Consider the following 23,388-nt stretch of genomic DNA (forward strand, 5'->3'; position numbering starts at 1 on the left):
GCCGAGCGGCGCAACGCTCGGCACGCGGAAACGCGCGCCGAGGCGGGGACGCGGTCGGGCGGGGGCACTCGAACCCGGACCCGGACCGGGACCCGGGCCGCGCCCGGGCGTACCGGGCCGGGGACCCGTACCGTGGCGGCGCTCATGGCCGTCGGCTGCGCGGTGTTCGCGGTCCTGGCGGTCCTCGTCGAGTCGGCGTGGGCACCGCTGGAGCGCATGGACGCGGACGTCGCCAAGACGTCCGACCGCTGGGTGCGTGCGGATCCCGTCCGCGAGGACGTCCTGCGGATCCTCAGCGACTGGGTGTGGGACCCGTTCGCCTTCCGCGGCGTCGCGCTGGTGCTCTGCGCATGGCTGTGGTGGCGCCGCGGCGCCCGCCGCCACGTGCTGTGGGCGGCGGTCGCACTGGTGGCGGCCGTCGGGATCAGCGGCCTGTGCAAGGTCGCGTTCGACCGGCCGCGACCGCAGGGCATGACGGTGACCGGACCTGGTGGTTCCTTCCCGTCCGGACACGTCATGACCGCGACCGTCGGCGCCGGAGTGGTGGTACTGCTCCTGCTCCCGTACCTGTCGAGCCGGGTGCGTCCCTGGGTGTACGCGCCGGCGGCCCTGTCGGTGGTCGGCGTCGGCATCACACGCGTGGTCCTCGGCGCGCACTACCTCTCGGACGTCGTTGCCGGATGGTTCCTCGGCGCGGCCATCCTGGCCGCATCCGTCGCCGTCTTCGCGTGGCGCGGAGCCGACCCGCTGGTGCCGCCCGAACGCCGGTGAACCGAACGGCCGCCCGGGGCGTCCCGGGTGCGCGCGGCACACCGCGTCGGGCCGCCCACACTGGGGGTGTGGGCGGCCCGACAGCCGTGCACGTGACGCGAATCGGCCGGTGCTGCCCGCGGCAGCCCCCGCGCAGCCACCGGCCACCCGCGACCAGCCCGCGCTCAGCCCCCGTTCAGCTCCAGTTCAGCCCGCCGGGACCGGTTCCGCCGCCGGCACCGGCAGCGGGGCCACCGTGACGGGGATGCCGTTGACCGCGGCGTTGCCGGAGATGGCGTCCACGAACGCGCCGGGCGCCAGGACGTTGGAGTTGACCCCCGCGTGGGCGCGGGCCGTGGCCATGCGCGTACCGGGCTCGTCGTGGCCCCATCCGTGCGGCATGGAGACCACGCCCGGCATCATCTCGTCGGTGACCTGCACGGCGACGTTGATCGTGCCCTCGGGCGAGGCGACTTCGGCGTCCTGGCCGTCGGCCAGCCCGGCACGCGCGGCGTCGTCCGGGTGCATGAGCAGCGTGCACCGATTGGTGCCGCCGACCAGCGCCGGGACGTTGTGCAGCCACGAGTTCTTCGACCGCAGGTGGCGCCGGCTGACCAGCAGCAGCGACGACGGGTCGGCGGCACGTTCGACATGGGCGCGCAGCCGGGGGAGGTCGGCGGTGATGTAGTCGGGCGCGAGCTGCACGCTCTCGAACCCGGCCGCCGCCAGCACCTCGGCGATGCGCGGTTCCATCGGCCCCAGTTCCAGGCCGTTCGGGGCGTCCTTGAAGTCCTGGAGGGTCAGGCCGCCCTCGACCCGCCCGTAGCGGTCGCCCCACGGGCCCGTACGCACCGACAGGTCCGCGATGCGCTCCGGCCCGCCGCGCTCATAGTGCGGCAGCACCTCGTCGGGGTCGAGGCCGCAGATCCGCACGAGCGTGGAGAACCACATGTCGTCGAGCGCCGCGACGTCCACCTCGTCGGCCTTCTGGCCCGCGAGTATCGCCGCCAGCCGCAGCACGATCTCCCACTCCGCCGGGCGGTCGGGGTCGGCCGGCAGCACCGGCTCGGACCACTTCCCGGCACTGCCGACGGCGAAGTTCCACATCAGGTCGTCGAAGTGCGGCACCTGCAGCGGCCCGGGGCCGGGCAGGATCACGTTCGCGTGCCGGGTGGTCTCGTTGATCCAGTTGTCGATGCTGACCATCGCGTCGAGCTTCGGCAGCGCCTCGCGCAACCGCGCCGCGCCCGGCGTACTGACCGCCGGGTTGCCCGCGATGGTCACCAGCGCCCGGATGCGGCCCTCGCCCTCGGTGTCGATCTCCTCCGCGAGGCACGACGCCGGGACCTGGCCGAGGACTTCGGGGGCACCGCGCACGCGCGAGTGCCAGCGCCCGAACGGCGCGCCCTCGGCCGACTTGCTGTGCTGGGTCAGCGTCGCCACCGACCAGTTCATCGGCTTGGGGAACATCAGGCCGCCGGGCGTGTCGAAGTGCCCGGTGAGGATGTTGACGACATCGACGAGCCAGCTCGCGAGGGTGCCGAACTCCTGGTTGCACAGGCCGATGCGGCCGTACACGACGGCGGAGCGGGCGGCGGCCAGCTCGCGGGCGAGCTGCCGGATGCGGTCGGCGGGCACACGGGTGGCGTCCTCGACGGACTCGGGCGTCCAGTCGCGCGCAAGGTCGCGAAGCGTGTCGATGCCCGCGATGTGCGCAGCGGCGGGACCGAGGTCGACCAGGCCGTCCGCGAACAGCACGTGCACGACGGCCATCAGCAGCGCGGCGTCCGTGCCCGGCACGATGGGCAGCCATTCGTCGGCCGCGTCCGCGGTTCCGGTGCGCCGCGGGTCGACCACGACGACGCGGCCGCCGCCGCGCCGGATGCGCTTGATCTCGCCCATGATGTCCGGGCACGCCAGCAGCGACCCTTGGGAGGCCTGCGGGTTGGCGCCCATGACGACGAACAGGTCGTCGGTGCGCCGCAGATCGGGCACCGGGATGGTCCACATGCCGCCGTACATCAGCAGGGCCGAGACGTTCTTGGGCCACTGGTCGACGGTGCCGGACGAGTAGATGTGGTGGATGCCGGCCATGCCGACCAGCACGCCCGCGTACCGGGCGAGGGCCATGTTGTGGGCGAGCGGGTTGCCGAGGAAAGCGGTGAGCACCTGCGGGCCGTACGCGTCCAGCACCGGCCTCATGACGCGCTCGCACTCGGCGAACGCCTCGTCCCAGGTGACCTCGCGCCAGGTGTCCCCGTCGCGGACCACGGGCGCGCGGAGTCGGTCGGGGTCCTCCTGGAGGGCGCCGAGCGTCGTGCCCTTGGGGCAGATGTGGCCCTTGCTCCACACGTCGTCGCGGTTCGGCCGGATCTTGTGCACACGGCCGTCGCGTACGTGGACCTCAAGGCCGCACATGGCCTCGCACAGGTGGCATGTGCGGCGGTGCACCGTGGTGGCGCCTTCCGCGGCGCCTTCGCCGGTGCTTTGTGCGGCGCCTTCTGTCGCGCCTTCGATGGCGCCTTGTACGGTGCCTGCCGCGGGGCCGGTCGTGCGTGCCGTGCCGTCGCCGTCGGTCTGCTGTGCCGTGCTCATCCGGACCGGCCTCCCTAGCTCTGCCGAAACGTGCGCGACTATCGCAGAGATCGCGTGCGGGGAGAAGGGCGACTACTGGTTTTCGTTGGACGCAATTCCGGAAACTGCGGCGGACTACCGACGGGAGGCGCGGTCACGAGACGGAACGTACCTCTGCACGCTCCGGGCGGTCCGCGTCGCTGCCACCGAGCGCCGCGCCCGTCCGGTCGGCCCGCGGTGTCGGCGCGGCCAACTCCTCGAGCGCGGACCGCGTCAGAGACCGGAACTCCGCCACCCGGGCCAACTTGATGTCCTCGTAGCCACGCACGACATCCGGCAGTTCCGCGAGCGCGACCACGGCGTCCACGGTCGACGTGTCCAGGAAGCCGACCGCGGCGTCCACCGCCCGGCGGTACTCGCCGACGAGCGCGCGCTCGACCTTGCGGACCCGGGCGTACCCGAAGACATCGAGCCGGGTGCCGCGCAGCCCACGCGCGGCGTGCAACGCACGGAACGCCGGAACCGCGGTACGCCGCAGCCGAATCTTCCGCTTGACCCCCAGCGCGCGGAGCACCGGCGGGTGCAGCAGCACCGACACGTCCGCGTCGGCACCGAACTCCTCGTCGCGGCGCGCCTTCTCGACCGTGTCCAGGTGCAGGCGCGCGACCTCGTACTCGTCCTTGTACGCCATGAGCTTGTGCAGCCCGCGCGCGTACGCGGCGCCGATCCGCGCGCCGTCCGCCGCGCCGACCCGGGCACGCGCGGCCTTGGTGACGCGCCGGACGTCGTCGGCGTAGGTGCGCGCGTACGCCTCGTTCTGGAACCCCGTCAGATCCGCGATCCGGGTGGCCAGCACGTCGCGCAGCCCGCCGCCGCCCACGGGCGGACCTCCGTCGGCCGAACTCGCGTCGGCCGAACTCGCGTCGGGCGAACTCGCGTGGGGCGAACTCAGGTCGGGCGCGTTCGCGTCGGCCGCCGCGCGCTCGGCCAGTGCCTGCGACACCGCGTCCACCGCCACCACCGGGCGGTCGGGAACGGCGACGGCGGCGAGCACGGCGGCCGGGTCGACCGCCGCCGCGCGGCCCCAGCGGAACGCGGCCAGGTTCGCTTCCACGGCCGCCCCGTTCAGGCGTACCGCGGCCTCCACCGCCTCCGCGCCGAGCGGCAGGCAGCCGTGCTGGTACGCGGCGCCAAGCAGCAGCATGTTCGCCGGCATGTGGTCGCCGAACAGGGCCTCGGACAGTCCGAGCGCGTCGAAGTACAGGTTGGACCGGGCGGCCGCCGCGCCTTCCGCCGGCGGGGCCGCGCCGGGCGCCGCGGTGGCCGCCTCGATGCGCGCCACCGCGTCGTCCGGCGAGCCCGGCAGCGCGAGTTGGTTCGTGACCATCGCCGCCGTCGGCACGATCGCCGTGTTGACCACCGCCACCGTGTGCCCGGCGCGCACCGACGTGAGATTGCCGTCCGCCGCCGCGCCCAGCAGGTCGAAGCCCACCAGCACGTCGACCGTGCCACGCGACGCCCGCAGGGCACCCTCGATCGGGGCGTCCGCGATGCGCACGTCGCTCACCACCGGGCCGCCCTTCTGCGCGAGACCGGTCTGTTCCAGGCCCGCCGCGTACCGGCCGTCCAAGTGCGCGGCCATCTGGAGGATCTGCGACACCGTCACCACCCCCGTGCCGCCGATCCCGGGCATGCGCAGCAGCACGCCGTCACCGTCCGCCGCGAACCGGCGCACCGGCTCCGGCAGGTCCACCGGAAGATCCGGCCGCGCCGCGCGGCGCGTACGCGTTCCCGGCTCGACCAGCAGGAACGACGGGCAGTCCCCCTTCAGGCAGGAGAAGTCCGAGTTGCACGAGGCCTGGTGGATGCGCGTCTTGCGACCGAACACGGTGTCCACCGGATGCACCGACAGGCAGGTCGACTGGTCCCCGCAGTCGCCGCAGCCCTCGCACACCCGCTCGTTGACCACGACGCGCTCGGCGGGAGTCGGCAGCTGCCCGCGCTTGCGCAGCCGCCGCTCCTCGGCGGCGCAGCGGTCGTCGTGGATCAGCACCGTGACACCCTCGACCCCGGCGAGTTCGCGTTCCACGTCGGCCAGTTCGTCGCGGTGCCGGACCCGCGCCACCGGGTCCAGGGCGATGCCCCGATACGCCGCGGGGTCGTCGGTGGTCACCACGACCCGCCGCACGCCCTCCAGCGCGAGCCACCGCGTGAGCGTCGGCACGTCCATGCGGCCCTCCGCGCGCTGCCCGCCCGTCATGGCCACCGCGTCGTTGTAGAGCAGCTTGTACGTCATCCGCACCCCGGCCGCGACCGCCGCCCGCACCGCCAGCGAACCCGAGTGGTGGAACGTCCCGTCGCCGAGGTTCTGCACGAAGTGCCGGTCGTCCGTGAACGGTGCCAGGCCGATCCACTGCGCGCCCTCGCCGCCCATCTGGGTGAGCCCGATCTGGTTGCCGCGCCCGCGCCCGTCGAGCGCGATCATCGCGTGGCAGCCGATGCCGACGCCCACCAGCGTGTCGTCCGACGTCCGGGTGGAGGTGTTGTGCGGGCAGCCCGAACAGAAGTACGGCGTACGCGACGCCGCCATCGGCAGCGCGATCCGCGCGGGCCGCTTCGGCGCACCCGACGACAGGACCGCGGCCGCGGTGTGCGGCAGGCGGTCCGCGCCGATCCGGGCGGCCAGGACCCGCGCCACGTCCTCGGCGCCGACCGCGCCGCGGGCGGTCAGCAGCGGGCGCCCCGCCTCGTCGCGGCGACCGAGCACCAGCGGCGCGTCCGGCCGCCGGTACAGTGCCTCCTTCAGGTGCCCCTCCAGGAACGGCACCTTGTCCTCCACCACCAGGACCTCGTCCAACCCGGCCGTCAGCTCGGCCAGTTCCGCGGCGTCCACGGGGAACGGCATGCCCAGGCGGATCAGCCGCAGCCCCAGGTCCGCAAGCTCCGCCTCGCCGATGCCGAGGTCGCGCAGCGCGCGGACGACGACCGCGTACTGGGTGCCCGAGGCGAGGACGCCCAGCCGCGCGCCCGGGGTCGCGGTCGCGGGGGAGTGCGGGGCGCCGGCCATGATGCGGTTCAGGCCGACCGACCGGGCGTACGCACGGGCCAGGTCCAGGCGCCGGGTCAGCATGTCGAGTTCGGCGTCCAGCGACGCCGGGCCCACCAGCGCGGCGGCGGCACCGCGCGGCGTCCGCACCGGCTCCGGCACGACGCCCGCGAACCCGCCCGCGTCGACCGTCGCCGACGCGTCCGCGACATCCGCCACGATCTTCAGCCCGGTCCACAGCCCGCTCGCCCGCGACATCGCCACCGCGTGCAGCCCGAACTCCAGAACCTCCGCCACCGATCCGGGAGCCAGCAGCGGCATCGCCAGGCTCTCCGCCATCGGCTCGCACGAACTGGGCACCGTCGACGACTTGCTCGACGGGTCGTCGCCGATCCACGCCACCGCCCCGCCCAGCGGCGCGGTCCCGGCCAGCGTCGCGTGCCGGATGGCGTCGGCCGCCCGGTCCAGGCCCGGGTTCTTGCCGTACCAGAACCCCACGACGCCGTCGTGCCGGCGGCCCGGCACCTGGTCGGCCAACTGGCTGCCGGCCACCGCGGTGGCCGCCAACTCCTCGTTCAGACCCGCCTGGAACACCACGCCTGCCGGGTCGAGGAACCGGGCCGCACGGCCCATCTCCAGGTCCAGCGTGCCCAGCGGCGAGCCCTGGTAGCCGGACACGAACACCCGCGTGTCCAGGCCGCGCGCGGCGTCGAGGCGGCGCTGCTCCAGCGTGAGGCGTACCAGCGCCTGGACGCCGGACAGCAGAACGCGTCCCTCCTCGGCGGCGTACTTGTCGTCGAGCGACACGGCGGACGGATCGATACGCACAGGAGCCTCCGACACGCAGGGCAGGAGCGGGAAATGCGGGCGACGCGAACGCGGACATACGGAAACCGCGGAGCGGGTGGTGCCCCGAAAGCACATCAACGCTCCCGAGGTCACGCAAGTACCTAGAGGTAAATGCGCCAAAAGACGCAAATGCTTGACGCTGTGGCGGGGATTATCGTCAATAGTTTGCGTACGAAGCCCCGAATCGAGAGGTCCCCGATGGCCGACGCCGACGACACCGACCACCGCCTGCTGCGCCTCCTGCGCGAGGACGGCCGCCGGACCTTCTCCGACATGGCCGCCGAGGTCGGCCTCTCCGTCGCCGCCGTCAAACGCCGCGTCGACCGGCTCCGCGACCTCGGCGTCATCACCGGCTTCTCGGTGCAGATCGACCACGCGAAACTCGGCTGGGGCATCGAGGCGTTCACCGAACTGCGGTACGCGGGCAGCACCACCGTCCAGGAGATCATGCGCACCACCACCGGCGTCCCGGAGATCCAGGCCGTCTACACCATCGCCGGCGACCCCGACGCGCTCATCCACGTGCGCGTCCGCGACATCGCCCACCTCCAGGAAGTCATCGACACCCTGCGGCGCGACGGCCGCGTCACCGGAACCAAGACCCTGATGGTCCTCGGATCCTGGACTCGCGAGGCATGATCCGCCACGATCGGCAGCCGTACCACCCCAGGCGCCCGGAGCCCGGCACACGTACCCACCGCCCGGCCCCGAAACCGGACGGTCCGTCAGGAGGCCCTCGTGTCCGTCCCGACCACCCACAGCACCGACGCGGTGATCATCGAAGCCGCCCTCAACGGCATCAACCCGCTCGCACCGCGCGACCCAGCCGACATCGCCCGCGACGCCGTCGCCGCCATCGACGCCGGCGCGGCGATCCTGCACAACCACATCGACCTGTCCGGACCCACCACCAGCGAGGAAGTCGCCGAACGCTACCTGCGCGCCTGGCGCCCCCTGATGGCCGAACGCCCGGACACCCTCGTCTACCCCACCGTCGGCTACGCCCCCGACGTCGCCGGCTCCTACGCCCACGTCGAACTCCTCGCCAAGGGCGGCTGGCTGCGCATCGGCATCGTCGACCCCGGCTCGGTCAACCTCGGCGGCTGCGACGCCGACGGCATCCCCACCGGCGGCATCGTCTACCGCAACAGCTACGACGACATCCGCCACCAGATGGCCCTGTGCGCCGAACTCCGCCTCGGTCCGAGCCTCGCCATCTACGAACCGGGGTTCCTACGCGTCGTCCTCGCCTGGCACCGCGCGGGACGCCTGCCGGCGGGGGCCATGGTCAAGATCTACTTCGGCGGCGAGTACGGCTACCTCGGCCGCACCACCGCGGGCCCGTCCTTCGGCCTGCCGCCCACCGCGGCCGCGCTCCGCGCCTACCTCGAAATGCTCGACGGCACCGGCCTGCCGTGGTCCGTCGCCGTCATGGGCGGCGACCTGTTCGCCACCCCCGTCGCCCGCCTCGCCCTCGAACTCGGCGGACACCTCCACGTCGGCCTCGAGGACCACGCGGGTCCGGGCCTGCGGGAGACCACCAACGCCGAACTCGTACGCGAGGCCGCCGCCCTGGCCAAGGAAGTCGGCCGCCCCCTGGCCACCCCCCGCGACGTCCCGGCCCTCCTCGCCCTCCCCTCCCCGCAATACCCAGGCCCCATCGGCGACTGAGCCAGCAGCCACGCGCACTGCACCGAACGACGACCCGCAACGGGAAGCGGGCGGCGCCCTTCGGTGGGCGCGGGACAAGTGGCGGGATGATTCCCGCAGTTGGGGGTGGTATTCGGGGGGATCAATTTCGCGTTCGGCATCGTGCATTCCGCCTCCGCTCGCTACGTTGCGCGGGTGACCCTCCAGCAGCTGCGCTACCTCATCGCGATCGTGGAGCACGGCTCGATCTCGGCGGCGGCCGAGGCGCTGTTCACCGCGCAGCCCGCCGTCACCCGCGCGATCCAGGCACTGGAGCGCGAGCTCAAGGTCCCGCTGCTGCTCCGCTCCCAGGGCCGGGCCCGGCTCACCTCCGAGGGCGAGGCGGTCGTCCAACTCGCGCACCGGGTCCTGGCCGGCGTCGCGGCGATCGGCGAGTCGATGCGTCCCAAGGACGCGACCCCCGCGGCCGCCGCACGGCCGGTACGCCTCGGCACCACGCCCGCGCTCGCCATCCAGATGATCAGCGCCCTGTCGCCCCGGTTCGCCCGGCACCTCCCCGGCATCACCGTCGACGTCGTCACGTTCCCGAGCCGGGACCCCATCTTCGACGCCTTGCGCGCGGGAGAGATCGACGTGGGCCTGACCGACCTGCCGGCGCCGACCGACCTCGAAATGGACCTCCTCCGCCCGCACGAGGTGGTCCTCGTCTCCCCGCAGAACGTCGACCTGCCCGATCCGCTGCCCTGGGAACTCCTCGACGGGCACCCGATGATCGTGCCCACGCGCGCCTCCCCGCGCCGCGCCGACTTCGAGGAGTTCTTCGCCACGGCCGGGATACGCCCCGCCGTCGTCCTGGAGACCGACGAACGCGCCGCGTGGCTGGCCGGCGTCGCGGGCGGCCTCGGGTCCATGCTCTGGTACCGCGACCTCCTCGAAGGGTTCGACGCGATGGTGCGCATGCGGTCCTTCTCCCCGCCGATCCACCGCACGATCGGGCTGGTCTCCGCGCGGCGCGCGATGCGCGCCGAAGTCCGCGCGTTCTACGGCTTCGCCCGGCGCATCAACGCGACCGTGTTCCACGCGAGCGGCGACGGACGCGGCGAGGCGCGGGGTGAGGCGCGGGGCGACGGACGCGGCGACGGGCCGGGCGGCTGAGTGCCCGGCCGCACCCGACTCCACCGGCAGCTCAGCGGCGGCGGCCCCAGATGTACGCCCGGTCGCCCTTCTGCGTGAGCGAGAACAACCGCTTCGCGTCCGCGAGCCGCATGTTCACGCACCCGTGCGAGCCGGGCGGCGTGGTGATCGCGCCCGCGTACGCGTGGAACGCCTGCCCGCCGTCGAAGTACTGCGCGTACGGCATCGACACGTTGTAGGCGTACGACCAGTCCTTCACCCGCTTGGCGTAGATCGACTTGAGGCCGGTACGCGTCGGAAAGCCCTTGCGGCCGCTGCGGATCGGGACGGGGCCGTACGTACGGTGGCCGTTCTTGTCCTGCATCCACAGTGTCTGGTTGTCGAGGTTCACGCAGACGATGCGGACGTACCCGCGCGGGCAGGGGTTCGCCGCCGCCGCGGGCGCCGCCTCGACCGCGGGCGCGAGCGCGAACAGCAGCGCGCCGGCGAGCGACGACGACAGCAGCACGTGCCTGAGCGGACGCCGCGGCCCGTCGGATCGGGCGGCGAAGCGGGCTGCTGTTCGCATGTCACGCATGACGGTCTCCTGCGCTGGGCCGAACGCCCAGGGCGGGATCGGAGCCCGGGGCGGCCCTCCAGGATCACGGTGCCCAGCCGCCCCGCGCATCTCGGCGTCACCCGCCCGGAGGAAGGCCGATCGTGGTAGCGAAGACCCGTTCGCAGCAGCCGCGCGACCACGCAAGTCCCCGCACAATCGGAGTCATATGCCAGGCGCCGCAATGGAGTTCGGCTCCGCCGGCTGACCGCCGGGGCACCGGCGCGCACCGCCGCCCGAGCCCGGAATTCCACCCTCCAGGAGCGCCGACCATGCCCGTCCGGCCCTACGACGCCGTGCTCTGCGACATCGACGGCGCACTGCGCCACTGGCCCGCCCCCGGACACACACCGACATCGACCGCGCGCACGCCCCACCTCCCGGTACGCTCGCCGCCGCCCGCAAACCGGCGATGACAGCCGTCCACTCCCGCAGCGCCGAAGACCTCCGCACCGCCCTGCACCCCCCACCAGGGACGCCCCCACCAACAGCGACAGTCACTCGGCCCCGTGAACGGCGACCCGGCTGCCCAGACCCCGTCAGGCCCGACGATTCCCGCATCGAAATCCTGTGGTCCGCCCAGGGTGGCAGCCGACACGATTGCGCAGTGATCACGCGCCAAGAAGCCGTCTCCCAGGTCGTCGCACGCCTGGTGCCCGAGGCCACCGCCGCACGGGCGGCGTTCGAGGATGCGGTCCGCGTACGGGACCTCGGCTTCGGCTGGCTCGTCCGCCACGAACCGCGCGAAGGCCGGAACGACACGTCACCCCGGGACGATGACAGCGTGCGGGGGGGGAGCGTACCTGGTCGATGCGAAGACAGCAGTGCTGTATTTCGTGCCGGCCGTCGACCTGGCGGACGACGCGTGGATCGACGGGTTCCTCTTCCACCACACGCGGCGTCACGTACCCGACGCCCTCGAGACACGCATCCGCGACGTCCTCGCCGCCGGCGGGCGGATGACCGCCCTACGCGAACTGCGCCGATTGGCACCGGCCTTCGACCTCGAACGTGCGCGCGGGTATGTGGACGCGCTCGAGAACCGGGCGGCCCCGCCACGCGTACTGCCCCCGCCGTCAATCCAAGTGGGCCAGCTGGACCCGCCAACGGCCGGTCTGAACGAGTACGCGCACATGTGGACGACCGACCGGGACCAGTGGTACCTCTCAACTCTCCCCGGCCATGTTGCGATCCCGATCCATCGAGTCCATCGAGGCGCGGAGGAGTCTGCGCTGGTGATCTGCGACGATCGGCTGGCCGCCGCTGTCGTGGCGCACATGGCCGAGGCCGGAGTGGAGATGGTGGCGCGGGCGCTCGTACCGCCGAACCCGGCGCAGTAGCCGGGGGCAGCGGGGTGGCCGATTAAGGCATTCGGCGAGCGGTTACTTGCTGGTGACGGGGGATTGTTGGTCGAGGTCGTCGAGGAAGCGGTCGACGATTCGGCGTTGGAGTGCCTCGTCCCTGAGCGATTCGCCGACGATGCGGCCGGCCAGGTCGGTGGCCAGCTTGCCGAGGTCCTGCCGGACCACGATGGAGGCCTGCCTGCGGTCGGCTTCGATCTGCGCGTGGCCGGACGCGACGATCTCGTCCTTGATGCGCGCGCCTTCGGCCCGCAGCTCGGCCAGGGCCGCGGCACCCCGCTCACGCCCTTCCGCGGTGAGACGGCCCGCTTCGCGACGGGCGTCGATCAGTTCGGCGCGATGACGCAGCAACTTGGCCTGCGCTTCCGCCTGGGCCTCTTCCGCACGGGCAAGGCCGCCCTCGATGGCGTCCGTACGCTCTTCCAGCGTCTTCCTGATCCGCGGCAGGAGCACCTTCGCGAGGAAGTAGAAGACGACGAGGAACGCCACGCCACCGATGACGATCTCGTCGAGCGGTGGGAGGAGGGGGTTCATCGGCTCGTGCCTGGGGACGCACGGGACCGTCGGGTCGTACGTCGGGTCGTGCGTCGGGACGCAAAGGATCGTCGCCTCGTCCCCTGCGGCAAGGTGCGTCACGGTGGCTTCCTCCGTTGCCAAGTCCAAAGTCACACAAGGAAGACGCGGCGAAGCCCGGGAATGCTGTGCCGGGTACCGGCGACTTCTTCGGTGCCTTCGAAGGGGCGCGCTGCGGATCGGCGGGGGCGTGGCGCGCCAACCGTCCGGAAGCGGGTACGCGGCGGTCCAAGTGACGTCAGCATTGCCTTCCCGCCCGTACGCGAGAGGATCACCCGCCGTGGCCTGGCTCCGGAGACGTTCCGCCACCCGTTCCGCCGCCGAGGAGCGGTTCTTGCAGCTCCAGCAGCTCTGGGAGGCCAGCCGCATCGACGACGTGCTGCGTACGGTCGACGACGTGATCGCCGTATGCGAGCGGGAGTTCGCGCCGCGAGGCGCCGAGCTCGGGCACCTTCACACCGTCAAGATGAACGCACTCGGGGAGGCCGGCCGGGTGGCCGAGGCCCGCGCGCACTTCGGGGCGGTCCTGCCGGGGTTCGTCGCCGCGGGGAAGCACGCGGGCGACGCCGTACCCCAGCTGCGGACCGCCATGGCGGGGACCCTGGCACGCTACGGCGACATCGCCGGAGCGTGGGAGCAGTACAAGTTGGCCCTCGCGCAACGCCAAAAGGGGCGGTGGAGCCTCAGGGCGTTCGCGGCCGAGGTGAACGTGGCAGGCAGCCTCGCCCTGGCCGGCGGCTACGCGCAGGCGGAGGCGTGGCTCCGCGCACTCGCCGGGGAGCTTCTCTCGGTGCGCGACCTAGCCGAACGCATGGAGGCCGACGCCGCCCTGCGCACGAACCTGTCGTTCGCGCTGATCGGACTCGGCCGCTTCGCCGAAGCGGAGGAGAACGCCCGGCTTGCCGCCGAGGCGTTCGCCTCCCTGGAAGGACCCATGGGCGATTCGACACGCGCCGCCCGCGGCAACCTGGCGTCGGCCCTCGTCGAACTCGGGCGCGCGGTGGAGGCCGAGCGCGAGAGCCGCGCGCTGATCGGCTGGCACGAGGCGTACGGACGGCAGGACATGCCCGGCGTCGCGACCCTCCGCACCACCCTGGGCCGGGCCCTCGCCGCTCAGGGCCGACTCGACGACGCGGTCGCCGAACTGCGCGCCGCGGTCGACCTCGGCTGCGCCACGCAGGGCCCGTCGGGGTGGCGTACGGTCCAGGCCGTGGTCGCCCTCGCCGACCTGCACACCCGGATGGACGACTGGGCAGAGGCGCGGACGCTGCTGGAGACCGCCGTACGCGAAGGCGACGCCACCGGGCGGCAGGACAACCCCTGGCTGCCGATCGCCCGGGCGCGGCTGGCGGCGGTCACCGAAGGACTGAACCGGAACATGTGACCCGTCGACGGAACATGTGACCCGTCGAGCAGCCTTCGGGTGACCGCCCCAGGCGCCGCGCTGTTCGCGGAGTGGGGTGGGGCGGGGTGAGTTGGGGCAGGGTCAGGAGTCCTTCGGGATCGCGGAGTTGAGGGCGACGCGGTGTTCTGTGACGTTCTCCTTCCGCAGATCCGGGGCGAGGTCCGGGGCGTAGTTGGCGACGATCTCCCGGAACCGTTCGACGGTCTCGTCGTCCATGATCTCGGTGCCGTGGTCGGCCATCGGGATGGTCAGATAGCTGCGTACGCGCCCCAGCTCGTGCGCGCGGTAGCTCATGTCGACCGCATACCGGTTCACCATGAGGCGCTTGTCCGGCTCGTCGTGCGAGATGTCGTTGGCGAGCGTCTCGAAGCCGAGGTTGAGGAACAGGTCGGGCTCGTCCATCAGGCGGGTGTGCGCGGGCGACCCGCGCCAGCCGCTGCGGTTCCAGTTGCTGTTGCCCGGGATCTCGTTCTTGGCCGGAAAGCCGCGGTACTCCGAGTTCGGGAACTCCTCGAGGAGCAGACCGCACAGTTCGCGCGTCTCGATGAGGGTGTCCCGGGTGTCCTCGGGGATCCCGAAGACATACAGGATCTCCGGGATGAAGTCGTTCCGCTCCGCGTGGTCGAACGCGTGGATCAGGTCCGACCGCAGTTCGTCCGCGTGCTTGCGCATCGCCCGCAGCACCGCGACCGAGGCCGCGCCGTCGGCGCCGAACCCGAAGCGGTCGAAGCCGGCCGCGCGTACCAGGTCGCGGATCTCGTCGGACGCCATGGCCGCGTTGTACGAGTCGGCGCGCGTGAGCGCGTGCATGCCGACCTCCACGCCGTGGCGCTCCGAGACCTCCAGCACGGCTTCGAGGCGGCCGGTCAGCTGCGCGAGGTCGCCGCCGGGCAGCGCCTGCTGGAAGAAGTCGAGAGACGTGCAATACAGGTAGAGCGACGGGATGCCGAGGCGCTGTGCGTGTCCGCAGTACAGGTCGAGGAACGCGCGGGTGTCGAAGAACGACTCGCGCCGTTTGGTCTGCGCGCCGCAGAAACTGCAGCCGAACAGGCAGCCCTGGCTGAACGGGAGCGTCATCTCGTTGGCGAGGTACACGCGCAGGTCCGCGTCGCTCAGCCGGGCCATCTGGCGTTCGAGGCCGGCGTCCATGGCGTCGGGGAGCTGCGCGAGCGCGCCGCGGTCGGTCTTGCGCGCGCCGGGGAAGATGCGCTGGAACTCCTCGGACGAGAGCCGCTCGACACCCTGGCCGCCCACATGGATCCGGGCGGGGTCCACCCGCTCGGCGAGGTGGCGGTAGACGTGCACCGCAGGGGTGATGTTCTGCGCGCCCATGCAGGCGATGCCGTACGAGTCGAACTCCTCGACGCCGGGCGCTTCGCGCAGATCGTGCAACTGGCAGTCGAACAGCACCGGTTCGGCGAGGCCGTGGCGTTCGAGCAGTTCCGCGGCGTACATCGGGGCGACCGGAAGGAAGGGCTGCCGGTCGGTCACGAACGGGGTGCCCTCGGCGAGGTAGTTGTCGTGCACGTACGGCGGATGGATCATCAGAGTTCGGCCGGTCGGCACGGATGCGACGTCCGACGGCGACAACGACAGGGATATCGGCGGCACGGGTTTCCCCCTTGGTTGTGGTGGCGGTGCGCCGGTGTTCTGGTCTGGCGGCGGCAGTGGGCGTACGGCCACTGCCCCGGCCAACGGCCCGGTCCACGGCTACGCCCACGGCCGGGTCCGCGGTCCCGGTGGCGCGCGTGGCGACCTTCACTCGATCGTGGGCGGCGCGTCGGGGGCGCGTACAGCCCCGATCCGGACACGGCCATCTGACAAGGTGGTTTCCCACTTACGGCGGCGTACGGCGCCCTGAGCGGCTGTCGGCATCGGACTGCGGCGCCGACGCGAGGGGACGCGCGAGGGCCCCGGGACGGGGTCGCGGACGGTGTCAGCTACACTGAGTGATCGCGAAGGGGAGTAGTCCTTCAACGTCGGCTGGTCGACACACTGGGCATCTGCGGATGCCCCGGCCACCGAGCCCCGCCTTGCAGGCGGGGTGGACGAGACCTTCGGTCAAGGCATGACCGGTCCGTGCATCCGTGCGGGCCTGTTCCGTCGTGCCGGGCCGAACGGTCGTATCCCGCCGCACACGCGGGGCCCGCACGCTCTGCCCGGCCCCCGCAGAAAGCAGTTCCGGCGTGACACTCGATCCCCTGGCGATCCTGACCGCCTTCGGGCTCATCTTCCTGGCCGAGCTTCCCGACAAGACGATGTTCGCGTCGCTGGCCATGGGCACCCGCATGCGGCCGCTGTACGTGTGGTTCGGCACGTCCACCGCCTTCGTCGTCCACGTCGCGCTCGCGGTCGGAGCCGGCAGTCTCATCGGCCTGCTTCCCAACGTGGCGGTCAAGCTGGTCTCCGCGGCCTTGTTCGCGTTCGGCGCCGTGGTGCTGCTGCGCGGGAGCGGCGACGATGACGACGAGGACGCCGCGAGCCGTACGGTCACCGGCTTCTGGCCCGTCTACACCACCGCGTTCATGGCCGTGTTCATCAGCGAGTGGGGCGACCTGACGCAGATCACCACCGCCAACCTCGCCGCGACGAACGGCTGGCTGCCCACCGCGATCGGCTCCGCCGCCGCGCTGATGTCGGTCTCGGCGCTCGCGCTGCTGGTCGGCCGGTTCATCGCCAAGAAGGTGCCGCTCAAGACCGTGCAGCGGATCGGCGGGGCGTGCATGGCCGTGCTGGCGGTGTGGACGGTGATCGAGGCGTTCACCGGCTGAGCCCGCCGAAGCCCGCCGCTCCCTGGCCGCCCGCCGCCCCGGCGGGCTGACTGCGGGGCTGACCGCGTGGGCTGACCGCGCGGCTGAGGACGCGCGGCCTGCCGTCGCAGCCTGAGACGGTCAGAAGGTCCACCGCGTGTGGGTGAAGACTCCGTCGTCCCTGCCGAAGCCGTACGCGGTTCCCGGGGCCACCCGGAACACCAGATCGTCACCCTTGCGGATCGCGCCCCCCATCCCGTGGAAGGTGCCGTCGGGGGAGGTGATGTGCGGGCCGTACTGCGCCTCGTACGCCGCGACCACCTCCTCCAGGCGTGCCGGGTCGTCGACGCGCTGGGCGGTGCCCTCGATCACGATGTCGAGGCCCTCGGTGAGCGAGTTGCCGCCCGTGACGAGCGCGCAACGGCTGTTGTGGGCGAGGTTCTTGGCCTTCTGCTCGGCGGGGCCGGTGGAGAAGTGCACCGCGCCGTCGTGCCAGGCGGCGATGACCGGGGTGATGTGCAGTCGGCCGTCCGGCCGAACGGTGACCGCCCAGAAGATCTCGGCCTCCCGCAGCAGCCGTTCGGCGTCGGGCCACGGGGTGGCCGTGACGTCCGCGGCGCCCGGGCGGGGGTTGAGCGCGGAGCTGTAGCGGGCGTCGAGTTCGGTCGTCGGCTGCTGGGCCGCGGGCTCGTTCGGCTTCGCGTCCGAATTCGCAGGCGAGTTCGCGTTCGGCTTCGAGTTCGGGTTCGAGGGCATGGCGGACTCCTTTCCGTCCCTCCCCTATAGACCGGAACCCGGCGTCCGAATCATCGGTCCGAGGAAGGCGCGCTGCGAGCTGCGGACGGCGGCAACGGCGACGACGGGTGTACGTCGAGAGCCCAGGACACCGTCACCGGTGTCCTGGGCTCTCGACGTACACCCGTCCGGGCCCTTCGGCCCGCCCTGAGGCGGCGTCGGCGGGGGCCCGGTCGCGCGCCGGGTCACGCCGCGTGTCCCGCGGCCGCCGCGACGCCGACCTTCCCGCCGCCGGCCTCGGCACGCGCCTGGCGGCGGGCCTCGCGGCGACCGAGCAGAGCCTTGCGTACGCGGCGGTCGTGCGCGGCGGCACGGTGCAGCTCCTGCGCGCGGGCCTGGAACATCTCGTACTCGAACATGGTGCGCTCCCCTGTGAGGTCTACGTCGCCCGGTCGGCCTGTCCGCCTGGGCTTGCCTGCCTCGCTGGGCCTTTGCGACCCCTCTTCGGCATGCCTCAAGACTCGCGTCCCAGGTGGGGGCCGGACATCGGGCGGATGCCGGATCTTGCCGCCGCCGCGCCTTACCGGGGTCCCTAAGCCACTGCCTTAGTCGCTGCCCAAGGGCGGCCGAGCCGCCTAAGGCACCCGGGCACAGCGCTCGAACATGCCTAGGCAGCCCGTACGACACGCACGACCGGCCCCCGACGACCGGGAAAGGTCAGGAGCCCGCTTTGCCACGGGGGTGCAGGACGGCCTCGGCGATCTCGCGTACGCGCTCCGGCGTGATCCCCGTCCGCTGCTCGACGGCCAGCGGGTGGTCGGTCGCTTCGAGCTCGACGAACGGTCGCCTGCCGACGGCCCTGTGTGCACATGCGTCTTGAGGTTGGTCGTGCCGGGCGAGTAGACGGGCAGGTCGGTGCACAGCCACCCGAAGTACGGCTGCTCGGACTCACGGCCGGGCGTCTCCCACAGGTCCAGCGCGCGAGCGAAGTTGGCGTGGCTGAGGGACACCCAGACGCCCCAGGAGAACACGTCCTCGCTGCCGACGACCGGTATCTCGATGAGGCCCTTGACGAAGAAGTGCTGCGCCCTGATCACGCACTGGTCCGAGGACAGCATGGAGTCCGAGGCATCCGCGAACCCGTGATCCCACACGTCGGGAGCCGTCGTCGAGTAGCCCATCGGCAATTCCGCGTGGTGCTCGCCGCAGCACGTACAGGTGAAACCAAGATCGTGAACCATGTGCAGGACCCTGGTGAGCACCCACCCGCGCGCTCGGTTCAGGTCAGGGTACGCACGGCTGCCACGTCGTACTCGGCTACGGACGCGGCGAGGATCGCGGTGCGCTGCTCGTCGCTGGGGCCGCCGGCTCGGAACGCTTCGACGGCCGCCTGCGATTCCCAGCGCTCGAAGATGACAATGCGGCCGGCGTCCACCAGGTCGGCGGAGACGGAGAAGTCGAGGCAGCCCGAGGTGCGGCGGGCCTGTTCGACCACGCTCACGCAGTCCGCGAGATACGCCGCGCGCTGCCCGGGATCGACGATGATGCTTCCTGCCACGATGACCATCTGGTGCTCCTCCGTGCGAACGGTTCTTGCACGGTAGACCCGCGGCCGGGGCAGAACTCATCGCTGCGCCCGCTCGGCGGCGGCCGCCACATGGCCACATAACGGTAGAGTCGCCGGGTCGGCCGGGAGTCGCTTCCGTGGCCGCACCGATCCATCCGCGGCGGGGCCTCGGTCCCGCCGTTCCGCTGCCCGGCCAGGAGGAAGGAGCGCGCCATGCGTACCCGCCGCGCCGCCTCCTGCCCGCCGTGACCCCGCGCTGTTCTCGCTGGACGCGACGCGTCGCGATGCACGGAATGCACGGGATGCACGCGATGCGATGCGACGCGCGGCCCCGCCGTCGGGGCCGGCGCGTACCCGTCGTCCTGCTCCGACTTCCACCCGCGCTGCGCGGGTGACCCACGGCCCGCCCCCGGGCGCGCCGTACCCGCAACACGCGCGGTCCGCCTCGTCGCGGCGCGCCCGAGACACCGAAGGCCCACCCTTGCCCCGTTCCGCCCCGTCCTCCTCGCTGTCGCCGCTCCGTTCGCGGGCGCGCGTCGGGCGTCCGGATTGGCTGTCGTCCCCGAAGGTCCTGCGCACCGAAGTCCTCGCCGGGCTGGTGGTCGCGCTGGCGCTGATCCCCGAGGCGATCTCGTTCTCGATCATCGCCGACGTCGACCCGGCCGTCGGGCTGTTCGCCTCGTTCACGATGGCCGTGGTCATCTCGGTCGTCGGCGGCCGCAAGGCGATGATCTCCGCGGCGACCGGCGCGGTCGCACTGGTCATCGCCCCGCTGAACCGCGACCACGGGTTCGGGTACCTGGTCGCCGCGGTCATCCTCGCCGGCGTCATCCAGATCCTGCTGGGCGCGCTGGGCGTGGCGAAGCTGATGCGGTTCGTGCCGCGGTCGGTGATGGTCGGGTTCGTCAACTCCCTCGCCGTACTGATCTTCATGGCACAGGTCCCGGAGATGCACGACGTACCGTGGCCGGTCTACCCGCTGATCGCCGCGGGGCTCGCGCTGATGGTGCTGTTCCCGCGCGTCACCAAGGTGGTCCCGGCGCCGCTGGTGTCCATCGTCATCCTCACCGTGGTCACCGTCGCCGCGGGGATCGCGGTGCCGACGGTCGGCGACAAGGGCGACCTGCCGTCCTCCCTGCCCACCCCCGGACTGCCGGACGTGCCGTTCACGTTCGAGACGCTGAAGACCATCGCCCCGTACGCGCTGGCGATGGCGCTGGTGGGGCTGATGGAGTCGCTGATGACGGCCAAGCTGGTCGACGACATCACCGACACCCGCTCGAACAAGACTCGCGAGTCGATCGGCCAGGGCGTCGCGAACGTGGTCACCGGCTTCTTCGGCGGCATGGGCGGCTGCGCGATGATCGGCCAGACCATGATCAACGTGAAGGTGTCCGGCGCCCGCACCCGCCTGTCCACCTTCCTCGCCGGCGCGTTCCTGATGGTGCTGTGCGTGGTGTTCGGGCCGGTGGTCTCCGACATCCCGATGGCCGCGCTGGTCGCGGTGATGGTCATGGTCTCGGTCGCCACGTTCGACTGGCACTCCGTCGCACCCAAGACCCTCAGGCGCATGCCCGCCGGGGAGATCACCGTCATGGTCGTGACGGTGGCGTTCGTGGTGGCCACCCACAATCTCGCCATCGGCGTGGTCGTCGGGTCCGTCACCGCCATGGTCATCTTCGCCAAGCGCGTCGCCCACCAGGCCGACGTCACCGCCGTCGTCGACCCCGACGGCAAACAGGCCGTCTACGCGGTCACCGGCGAGTTGTTCTTCGCCTCGTCCAACGACCTCGTGCACCGGTTCGACTACGCGAACGACCCCGACCACGTCGTCATAGACCTGACCGACGCCCACATCTGGGACGCCTCCTCCGTCGCCGCATTGGACGCCGTCGAGGCCAAGTACGCCGCGCGGGGCAAGAAGGTCACCATCACCGGGCTCAACGAGCCCAGCGCGAAGTTCCACGGCAACCTCAGCGGCGAACTCACCGGAGGCCATTGACCGGACTGCCCGGGCAACCTTCCGCGTGGCCGACGGGTCCAACCAAAATCCAACCTGTGGGGGAGTACACGTGCGACGCACATTGGTCAGCGCAACCGCAGCAGCAGCCGCAGTAGCGGCCGCCATCCTGCTCGGGGGGTGCGGTGGCGGGGACGGCGACGGCGACAAGGCGACGCCCGCCGCGCCGCCGACAGCGACCGCGACCGCGACGGATCGGCCTGGGACATCGGCCGGCGGAGGCTCGTCGCCGGGCTCCCCGGCGTCACAGCCCGCCGCCGGGGCGAACCCGTCGGCGCCCGTCGGGGCGCCGCAGGCTCCGGACGCCGCGACGCGGGCGAAGTACATCGCGAGCCTGAACTCGATCAACCCGGCCCTCGTGGACGGGAAGGAGGACCGCGCCGTCGACCGCGGCCTCAACGTATGCCTCGACCTGGGCGCCAAGAAGGACCATGCCACCGTGCTCAAGAACATCCAGGAGCGCTTCGGCAGCCCTACCGTGACCGTCACGGGCGACGAGGCCGACCGGATCAAGGCCGTGGCCAACTCCTGGCTGTGCCCCAAGTTGTAGGCATCCGGAGCACGCCTGCACCACCGAGCGCGCATCGGGCCGTCGCCTGCACGGCCCGATGCGCGGCCTATGCCCGGCCCCGACGCGCGGCCGGGAGCGCGACGCGATGTGCGACGCGATGTGCGACGCGGTGTGCGACCCCGGGAACCGGTTACAGGGTGACCAGTTCCACGGTCGGGCGCTCGGGGAGCGACTCGGCCAGGAACCAGCGGAACCACAGGATGCCCGAGCGGTGCCCAGCGGTGGAGATCCAGTTCGGCCATTCGGGACGACACGGGTCGTCGTGGGCGACGACGATGGTCCACGACCCGTCCGCCTCGTACACGATCTGCGTGCCGTTGAGGGAAACCGGCTCGGTCGCCCGGTACTCGTAGTTGAAGGTCGACAAGAACGGATTCCACAAGCACAGGTTCCAGAACACCGACTCCGGCGAGCGGCCGCGTATCACCAGCGCCTCGTTCTCGGCGAGTTCGAACGCGCCCGAGGCGTAGCACGCGTCGCCCGCCGCCCAGCCGCGGGTGACGGTGGGCACCGGGTACGGCTCGGCGACCGTGTTCGGCACGTGCGCGGTCGACGGGAACATCGCGCCGTGCCGACGCACCCAGCGGGCGGCCGCCCGGAACCGCTCGGACATGTCGCCCGCGTCGAGCCGGTGTCCGGTGGGGTTCGCGGCGAACCCGGCGCCGTCGCCCAGGGGTTCGATGTGCCAGTCCGCACGGCGCCCGGTCGTCGTGTCGGCGAGGTAGTCGCGCGTGATCGCGCACACCGTCTCGGCGGTGAGTTCGACGAACGCACCGGTGTGCCCCGGCGGGCGTACGGGGGCGAGCAGGATCTCGAACCTGCCGTCGGCGTCGAACGCCAGGTCGCGGTCGTTGACGATGCCGACGATGCGGTCCGTGTCGACGACGCGGTCGCCGGTGCTGTCGAGGGCTGTGCCGTACACGGTGATCGACAGGTACACGGCGTCGCCGCGGCGGCCGGTCACCCGGTAGCCGCGCGCGGGGTCCAGCGGCGCGAACTGGTAGAAGGCGTCGGGGTTGTCGCCGTAGAACTTGCGGTACGGCCCGACGATGTCGACGAAACGCGGCCGCGCCGGGTCGGCGGTGACGAACACGTCCTGCGCGATCGAGAGCAGCGACATCGCCCACCGGTAACCCTCCAGCCGCGACTGCGGATCGGTGACGGTACGCCCCCACTCCGCATCCAACCCCGCGGCCGGGTCCAGGAGTTCGCGGTACGCGTCGCCGACTTCTTCCACAGCGTGCTCCTCGGGTGCGGGTGTTCACATGATCACGTGGGGACGTTCCTACCGCGCGGGGCCGGGGTTCTCAAGGGAAGACCCGGAGGTCGGCGCGACGTGAGGACACCCGGGACTGATGGCGTCAGGACGGTCGGAGGAGTCGAGATCGACCACTGGATGGTGGAGTCCATACTTTCGTCGGGTTGAGACGGAACCTCTGGCCGTTACGCCGCGCCCAGGCGTCGCCGCATGATCGACGGTATGCGGAAGCTCTTCGAAACCGTCGGATTCCTCCTGGCCGTCGCAGGCGCGGCCGGGATCGCGCAGCACTACCTGGGGTGGTTCCGGTTCCACGCGGTCGTACGCTTCCTGCCGCTTGGCAACGCCGACGTCCTCTGGGTCAACATCGCGCTGATCGTGGTCGGGGCCATCCTGATGGTCACGCCGGACCTCGTCCGGGGCGGTCAGAACAGGTGAACCGGCGCGGAGCCCCTCCCGGGCCGGCGAGATCGCGGGCTCACCACGGCCCGGCGGCTCCACAGCGGTCGGCGTCGGTCCCGACACCGGTCGGGCCCTCGGCACCGCGACG

General features: G+C 72.0%; 19 protein-coding genes and 1 pseudogene. 10 read left to right on the top strand and 10 right to left on the bottom strand.

The window, feature by feature from the left end:
* Window positions 1–771, top strand: a 771-nt coding sequence (locus AB0C36_RS20130; RefSeq protein ID WP_358355855.1) for a phosphatase PAP2 family protein, incomplete at its 5' end; no start/stop codon positions are given.
* A 186-nt stretch (window positions 772–957) separates the two neighbouring features.
* On the opposite strand, the gene AB0C36_RS20135 is transcribed toward AB0C36_RS20130, so the two are convergent.
* Both AB0C36_RS20135 and AB0C36_RS20140 read right to left on the bottom strand, forming a co-directional pair.
* Complete coding sequence (locus AB0C36_RS20135; RefSeq protein ID WP_358355857.1) at window positions 958–3,345, bottom strand: molybdopterin-dependent oxidoreductase; 2,388 nt, start codon at window positions 3,343–3,345, stop codon at window positions 958–960.
* A gap of 133 nt (window positions 3,346–3,478) precedes the next feature.
* Entirely contained in the window at window positions 3,479–7,198 is a 3,720-nt protein-coding gene (locus AB0C36_RS20140; protein WP_358355859.1) for an indolepyruvate ferredoxin oxidoreductase family protein, read from the bottom strand.
* Window positions 7,199–7,384: 186 nt separating this feature from the next.
* On the opposite strand from AB0C36_RS20140, the gene AB0C36_RS20145 reads away from it, so the two are divergent.
* From AB0C36_RS20145 to AB0C36_RS20155, 3 genes are all read left to right on the top strand, one after another.
* Window positions 7,385–7,858 carry an Lrp/AsnC family transcriptional regulator gene (locus AB0C36_RS20145; RefSeq protein WP_358355861.1) on the top strand — a complete coding sequence of 158 codons (474 nt, stop codon included), beginning with the start codon at window positions 7,385–7,387 and terminating at the stop codon, window positions 7,856–7,858.
* A 99-nt stretch (window positions 7,859–7,957) separates the two neighbouring features.
* The gene (locus AB0C36_RS20150) at window positions 7,958–8,890 is read left to right on the top strand and encodes a 3-keto-5-aminohexanoate cleavage protein (protein ID WP_358355863.1); all 933 of its coding nucleotides are present in this window, start codon (window positions 7,958–7,960) and stop codon (window positions 8,888–8,890) included.
* 174 nt (window positions 8,891–9,064) lie between these two features.
* On the top strand, window positions 9,065–10,024 hold the full coding sequence (locus tag AB0C36_RS20155; protein WP_358355865.1) for a LysR family transcriptional regulator: 960 nt from the start codon (window positions 9,065–9,067) through the stop codon (window positions 10,022–10,024).
* Between the two features lie 31 nt (window positions 10,025–10,055).
* On the opposite strand, the gene AB0C36_RS20160 is transcribed toward AB0C36_RS20155, so the two are convergent.
* Window positions 10,056–10,580, bottom strand: coding sequence for a L,D-transpeptidase (locus AB0C36_RS20160; protein WP_358355866.1), 525 nt, complete (start codon window positions 10,578–10,580; stop codon window positions 10,056–10,058).
* A gap of 842 nt (window positions 10,581–11,422) precedes the next feature.
* Here AB0C36_RS20160 and AB0C36_RS20165 point away from each other — a divergent pair.
* Window positions 11,423–11,938, top strand: coding sequence for a hypothetical protein (locus AB0C36_RS20165; protein WP_358355868.1), 516 nt, complete (start codon window positions 11,423–11,425; stop codon window positions 11,936–11,938).
* Between the two features lie 42 nt (window positions 11,939–11,980).
* Here AB0C36_RS20165 and AB0C36_RS20170 read toward each other — a convergent pair whose 3' ends face one another.
* Entirely contained in the window at window positions 11,981–12,493 is a 513-nt protein-coding gene (locus AB0C36_RS20170) for a F0F1 ATP synthase subunit B (RefSeq protein WP_358355946.1), read from the bottom strand.
* Window positions 12,494–12,866: 373 nt separating this feature from the next.
* Between AB0C36_RS20170 and AB0C36_RS20175 the strand changes: the two genes are divergently transcribed.
* Window positions 12,867–13,916 carry a tetratricopeptide repeat protein gene (locus tag AB0C36_RS20175; protein ID WP_358355870.1) on the top strand — a complete coding sequence of 350 codons (1,050 nt, stop codon included), beginning with the start codon at window positions 12,867–12,869 and terminating at the stop codon, window positions 13,914–13,916.
* A 102-nt stretch (window positions 13,917–14,018) separates the two neighbouring features.
* Here AB0C36_RS20175 and AB0C36_RS20180 read toward each other — a convergent pair whose 3' ends face one another.
* Window positions 14,019–15,548 (bottom strand): radical SAM protein, encoded by a 1,530-nt coding sequence (locus tag AB0C36_RS20180; RefSeq protein ID WP_358355871.1) that lies wholly within the window; start codon window positions 15,546–15,548, stop codon window positions 14,019–14,021.
* Between the two features lie 575 nt (window positions 15,549–16,123).
* On the opposite strand from AB0C36_RS20180, the gene AB0C36_RS20185 reads away from it, so the two are divergent.
* A complete protein-coding gene (locus AB0C36_RS20185) occupies window positions 16,124–16,708 on the top strand; it encodes a TMEM165/GDT1 family protein (protein WP_358355873.1) in 585 nt (194 codons plus the stop codon).
* 120 nt (window positions 16,709–16,828) lie between these two features.
* On the opposite strand, the gene AB0C36_RS20190 is transcribed toward AB0C36_RS20185, so the two are convergent.
* The 4 genes and pseudogenes from AB0C36_RS20190 to AB0C36_RS20205 form a co-directional block, all read right to left on the bottom strand.
* Entirely contained in the window at window positions 16,829–17,443 is a 615-nt protein-coding gene (locus AB0C36_RS20190; RefSeq protein ID WP_358355875.1) for a pyridoxamine 5'-phosphate oxidase family protein, read from the bottom strand.
* 224 nt (window positions 17,444–17,667) lie between these two features.
* A complete protein-coding gene (locus tag AB0C36_RS20195) occupies window positions 17,668–17,841 on the bottom strand; it encodes a hypothetical protein (protein ID WP_358355877.1) in 174 nt (57 codons plus the stop codon).
* Window positions 17,842–18,139: 298 nt separating this feature from the next.
* A pseudogene (locus AB0C36_RS20200) lies at window positions 18,140–18,603 on the bottom strand (DUF2199 domain-containing protein).
* Window positions 18,604–18,701: 98 nt separating this feature from the next.
* Window positions 18,702–18,989, bottom strand: a complete 288-nt coding sequence (locus tag AB0C36_RS20205; protein WP_358355879.1) for a putative quinol monooxygenase — start codon at window positions 18,987–18,989, stop codon at window positions 18,702–18,704.
* Between the two features lie 481 nt (window positions 18,990–19,470).
* Between AB0C36_RS20205 and AB0C36_RS20210 the strand changes: the two genes are divergently transcribed.
* Both AB0C36_RS20210 and AB0C36_RS20215 read left to right on the top strand, forming a co-directional pair.
* Window positions 19,471–20,991, top strand: coding sequence for a SulP family inorganic anion transporter (locus AB0C36_RS20210; RefSeq protein WP_358355881.1), 1,521 nt, complete (start codon window positions 19,471–19,473; stop codon window positions 20,989–20,991).
* A 70-nt stretch (window positions 20,992–21,061) separates the two neighbouring features.
* The gene (locus tag AB0C36_RS20215; RefSeq protein ID WP_358355883.1) at window positions 21,062–21,559 is read left to right on the top strand and encodes a hypothetical protein; all 498 of its coding nucleotides are present in this window, start codon (window positions 21,062–21,064) and stop codon (window positions 21,557–21,559) included.
* A 151-nt stretch (window positions 21,560–21,710) separates the two neighbouring features.
* Here the strand turns inward: AB0C36_RS20215 and AB0C36_RS20220 are convergent, their stop codons facing one another.
* Window positions 21,711–22,817 carry a DUF1214 domain-containing protein gene (locus tag AB0C36_RS20220; protein ID WP_358355885.1) on the bottom strand — a complete coding sequence of 369 codons (1,107 nt, stop codon included), beginning with the start codon at window positions 22,815–22,817 and terminating at the stop codon, window positions 21,711–21,713.
* Between the two features lie 243 nt (window positions 22,818–23,060).
* Here AB0C36_RS20220 and AB0C36_RS20225 point away from each other — a divergent pair, with 243 nt between their 5' ends.
* Entirely contained in the window at window positions 23,061–23,276 is a 216-nt protein-coding gene (locus AB0C36_RS20225) for a hypothetical protein (protein WP_358355887.1), read from the top strand.
* The last annotated feature ends 112 nt before the right edge of the window (window positions 23,277–23,388 follow it).

The organism is Streptodolium elevatio (genome assembly GCF_040649515.1).
GTDB classification, from domain to species: domain Bacteria; phylum Actinomycetota; class Actinomycetes; order Streptomycetales; family Streptomycetaceae; genus Yinghuangia; species Yinghuangia elevatio.

Excerpts from the sequence above, each read along its gene's own strand:
- AB0C36_RS20135 (WP_358355857.1), bottom strand. The coding sequence starts at position 3,345 with ATGAGCACGGCACAGCAGACCGACGGCGACGGCACGGCACGCACGACC.
- AB0C36_RS20160 (WP_358355866.1), bottom strand. The coding sequence starts at position 10,580 with ATGCGTGACATGCGAACAGCAGCCCGCTTCGCCGCCCGATCCGACGGG.
- AB0C36_RS20170 (WP_358355946.1), bottom strand. The coding sequence starts at position 12,493 with ATGAACCCCCTCCTCCCACCGCTCGACGAGATCGTCATCGGTGGCGTG.
- AB0C36_RS20190 (WP_358355875.1), bottom strand. The coding sequence starts at position 17,443 with ATGCCCTCGAACCCGAACTCGAAGCCGAACGCGAACTCGCCTGCGAAT.
- AB0C36_RS20195 (WP_358355877.1), bottom strand. The coding sequence starts at position 17,841 with ATGTTCGAGTACGAGATGTTCCAGGCCCGCGCGCAGGAGCTGCACCGT.
- AB0C36_RS20205 (WP_358355879.1), bottom strand. The coding sequence starts at position 18,989 with ATGGTCATCGTGGCAGGAAGCATCATCGTCGATCCCGGGCAGCGCGCG.
- AB0C36_RS20225 (WP_358355887.1), top strand. The coding sequence starts at position 23,061 with ATGCGGAAGCTCTTCGAAACCGTCGGATTCCTCCTGGCCGTCGCAGGC.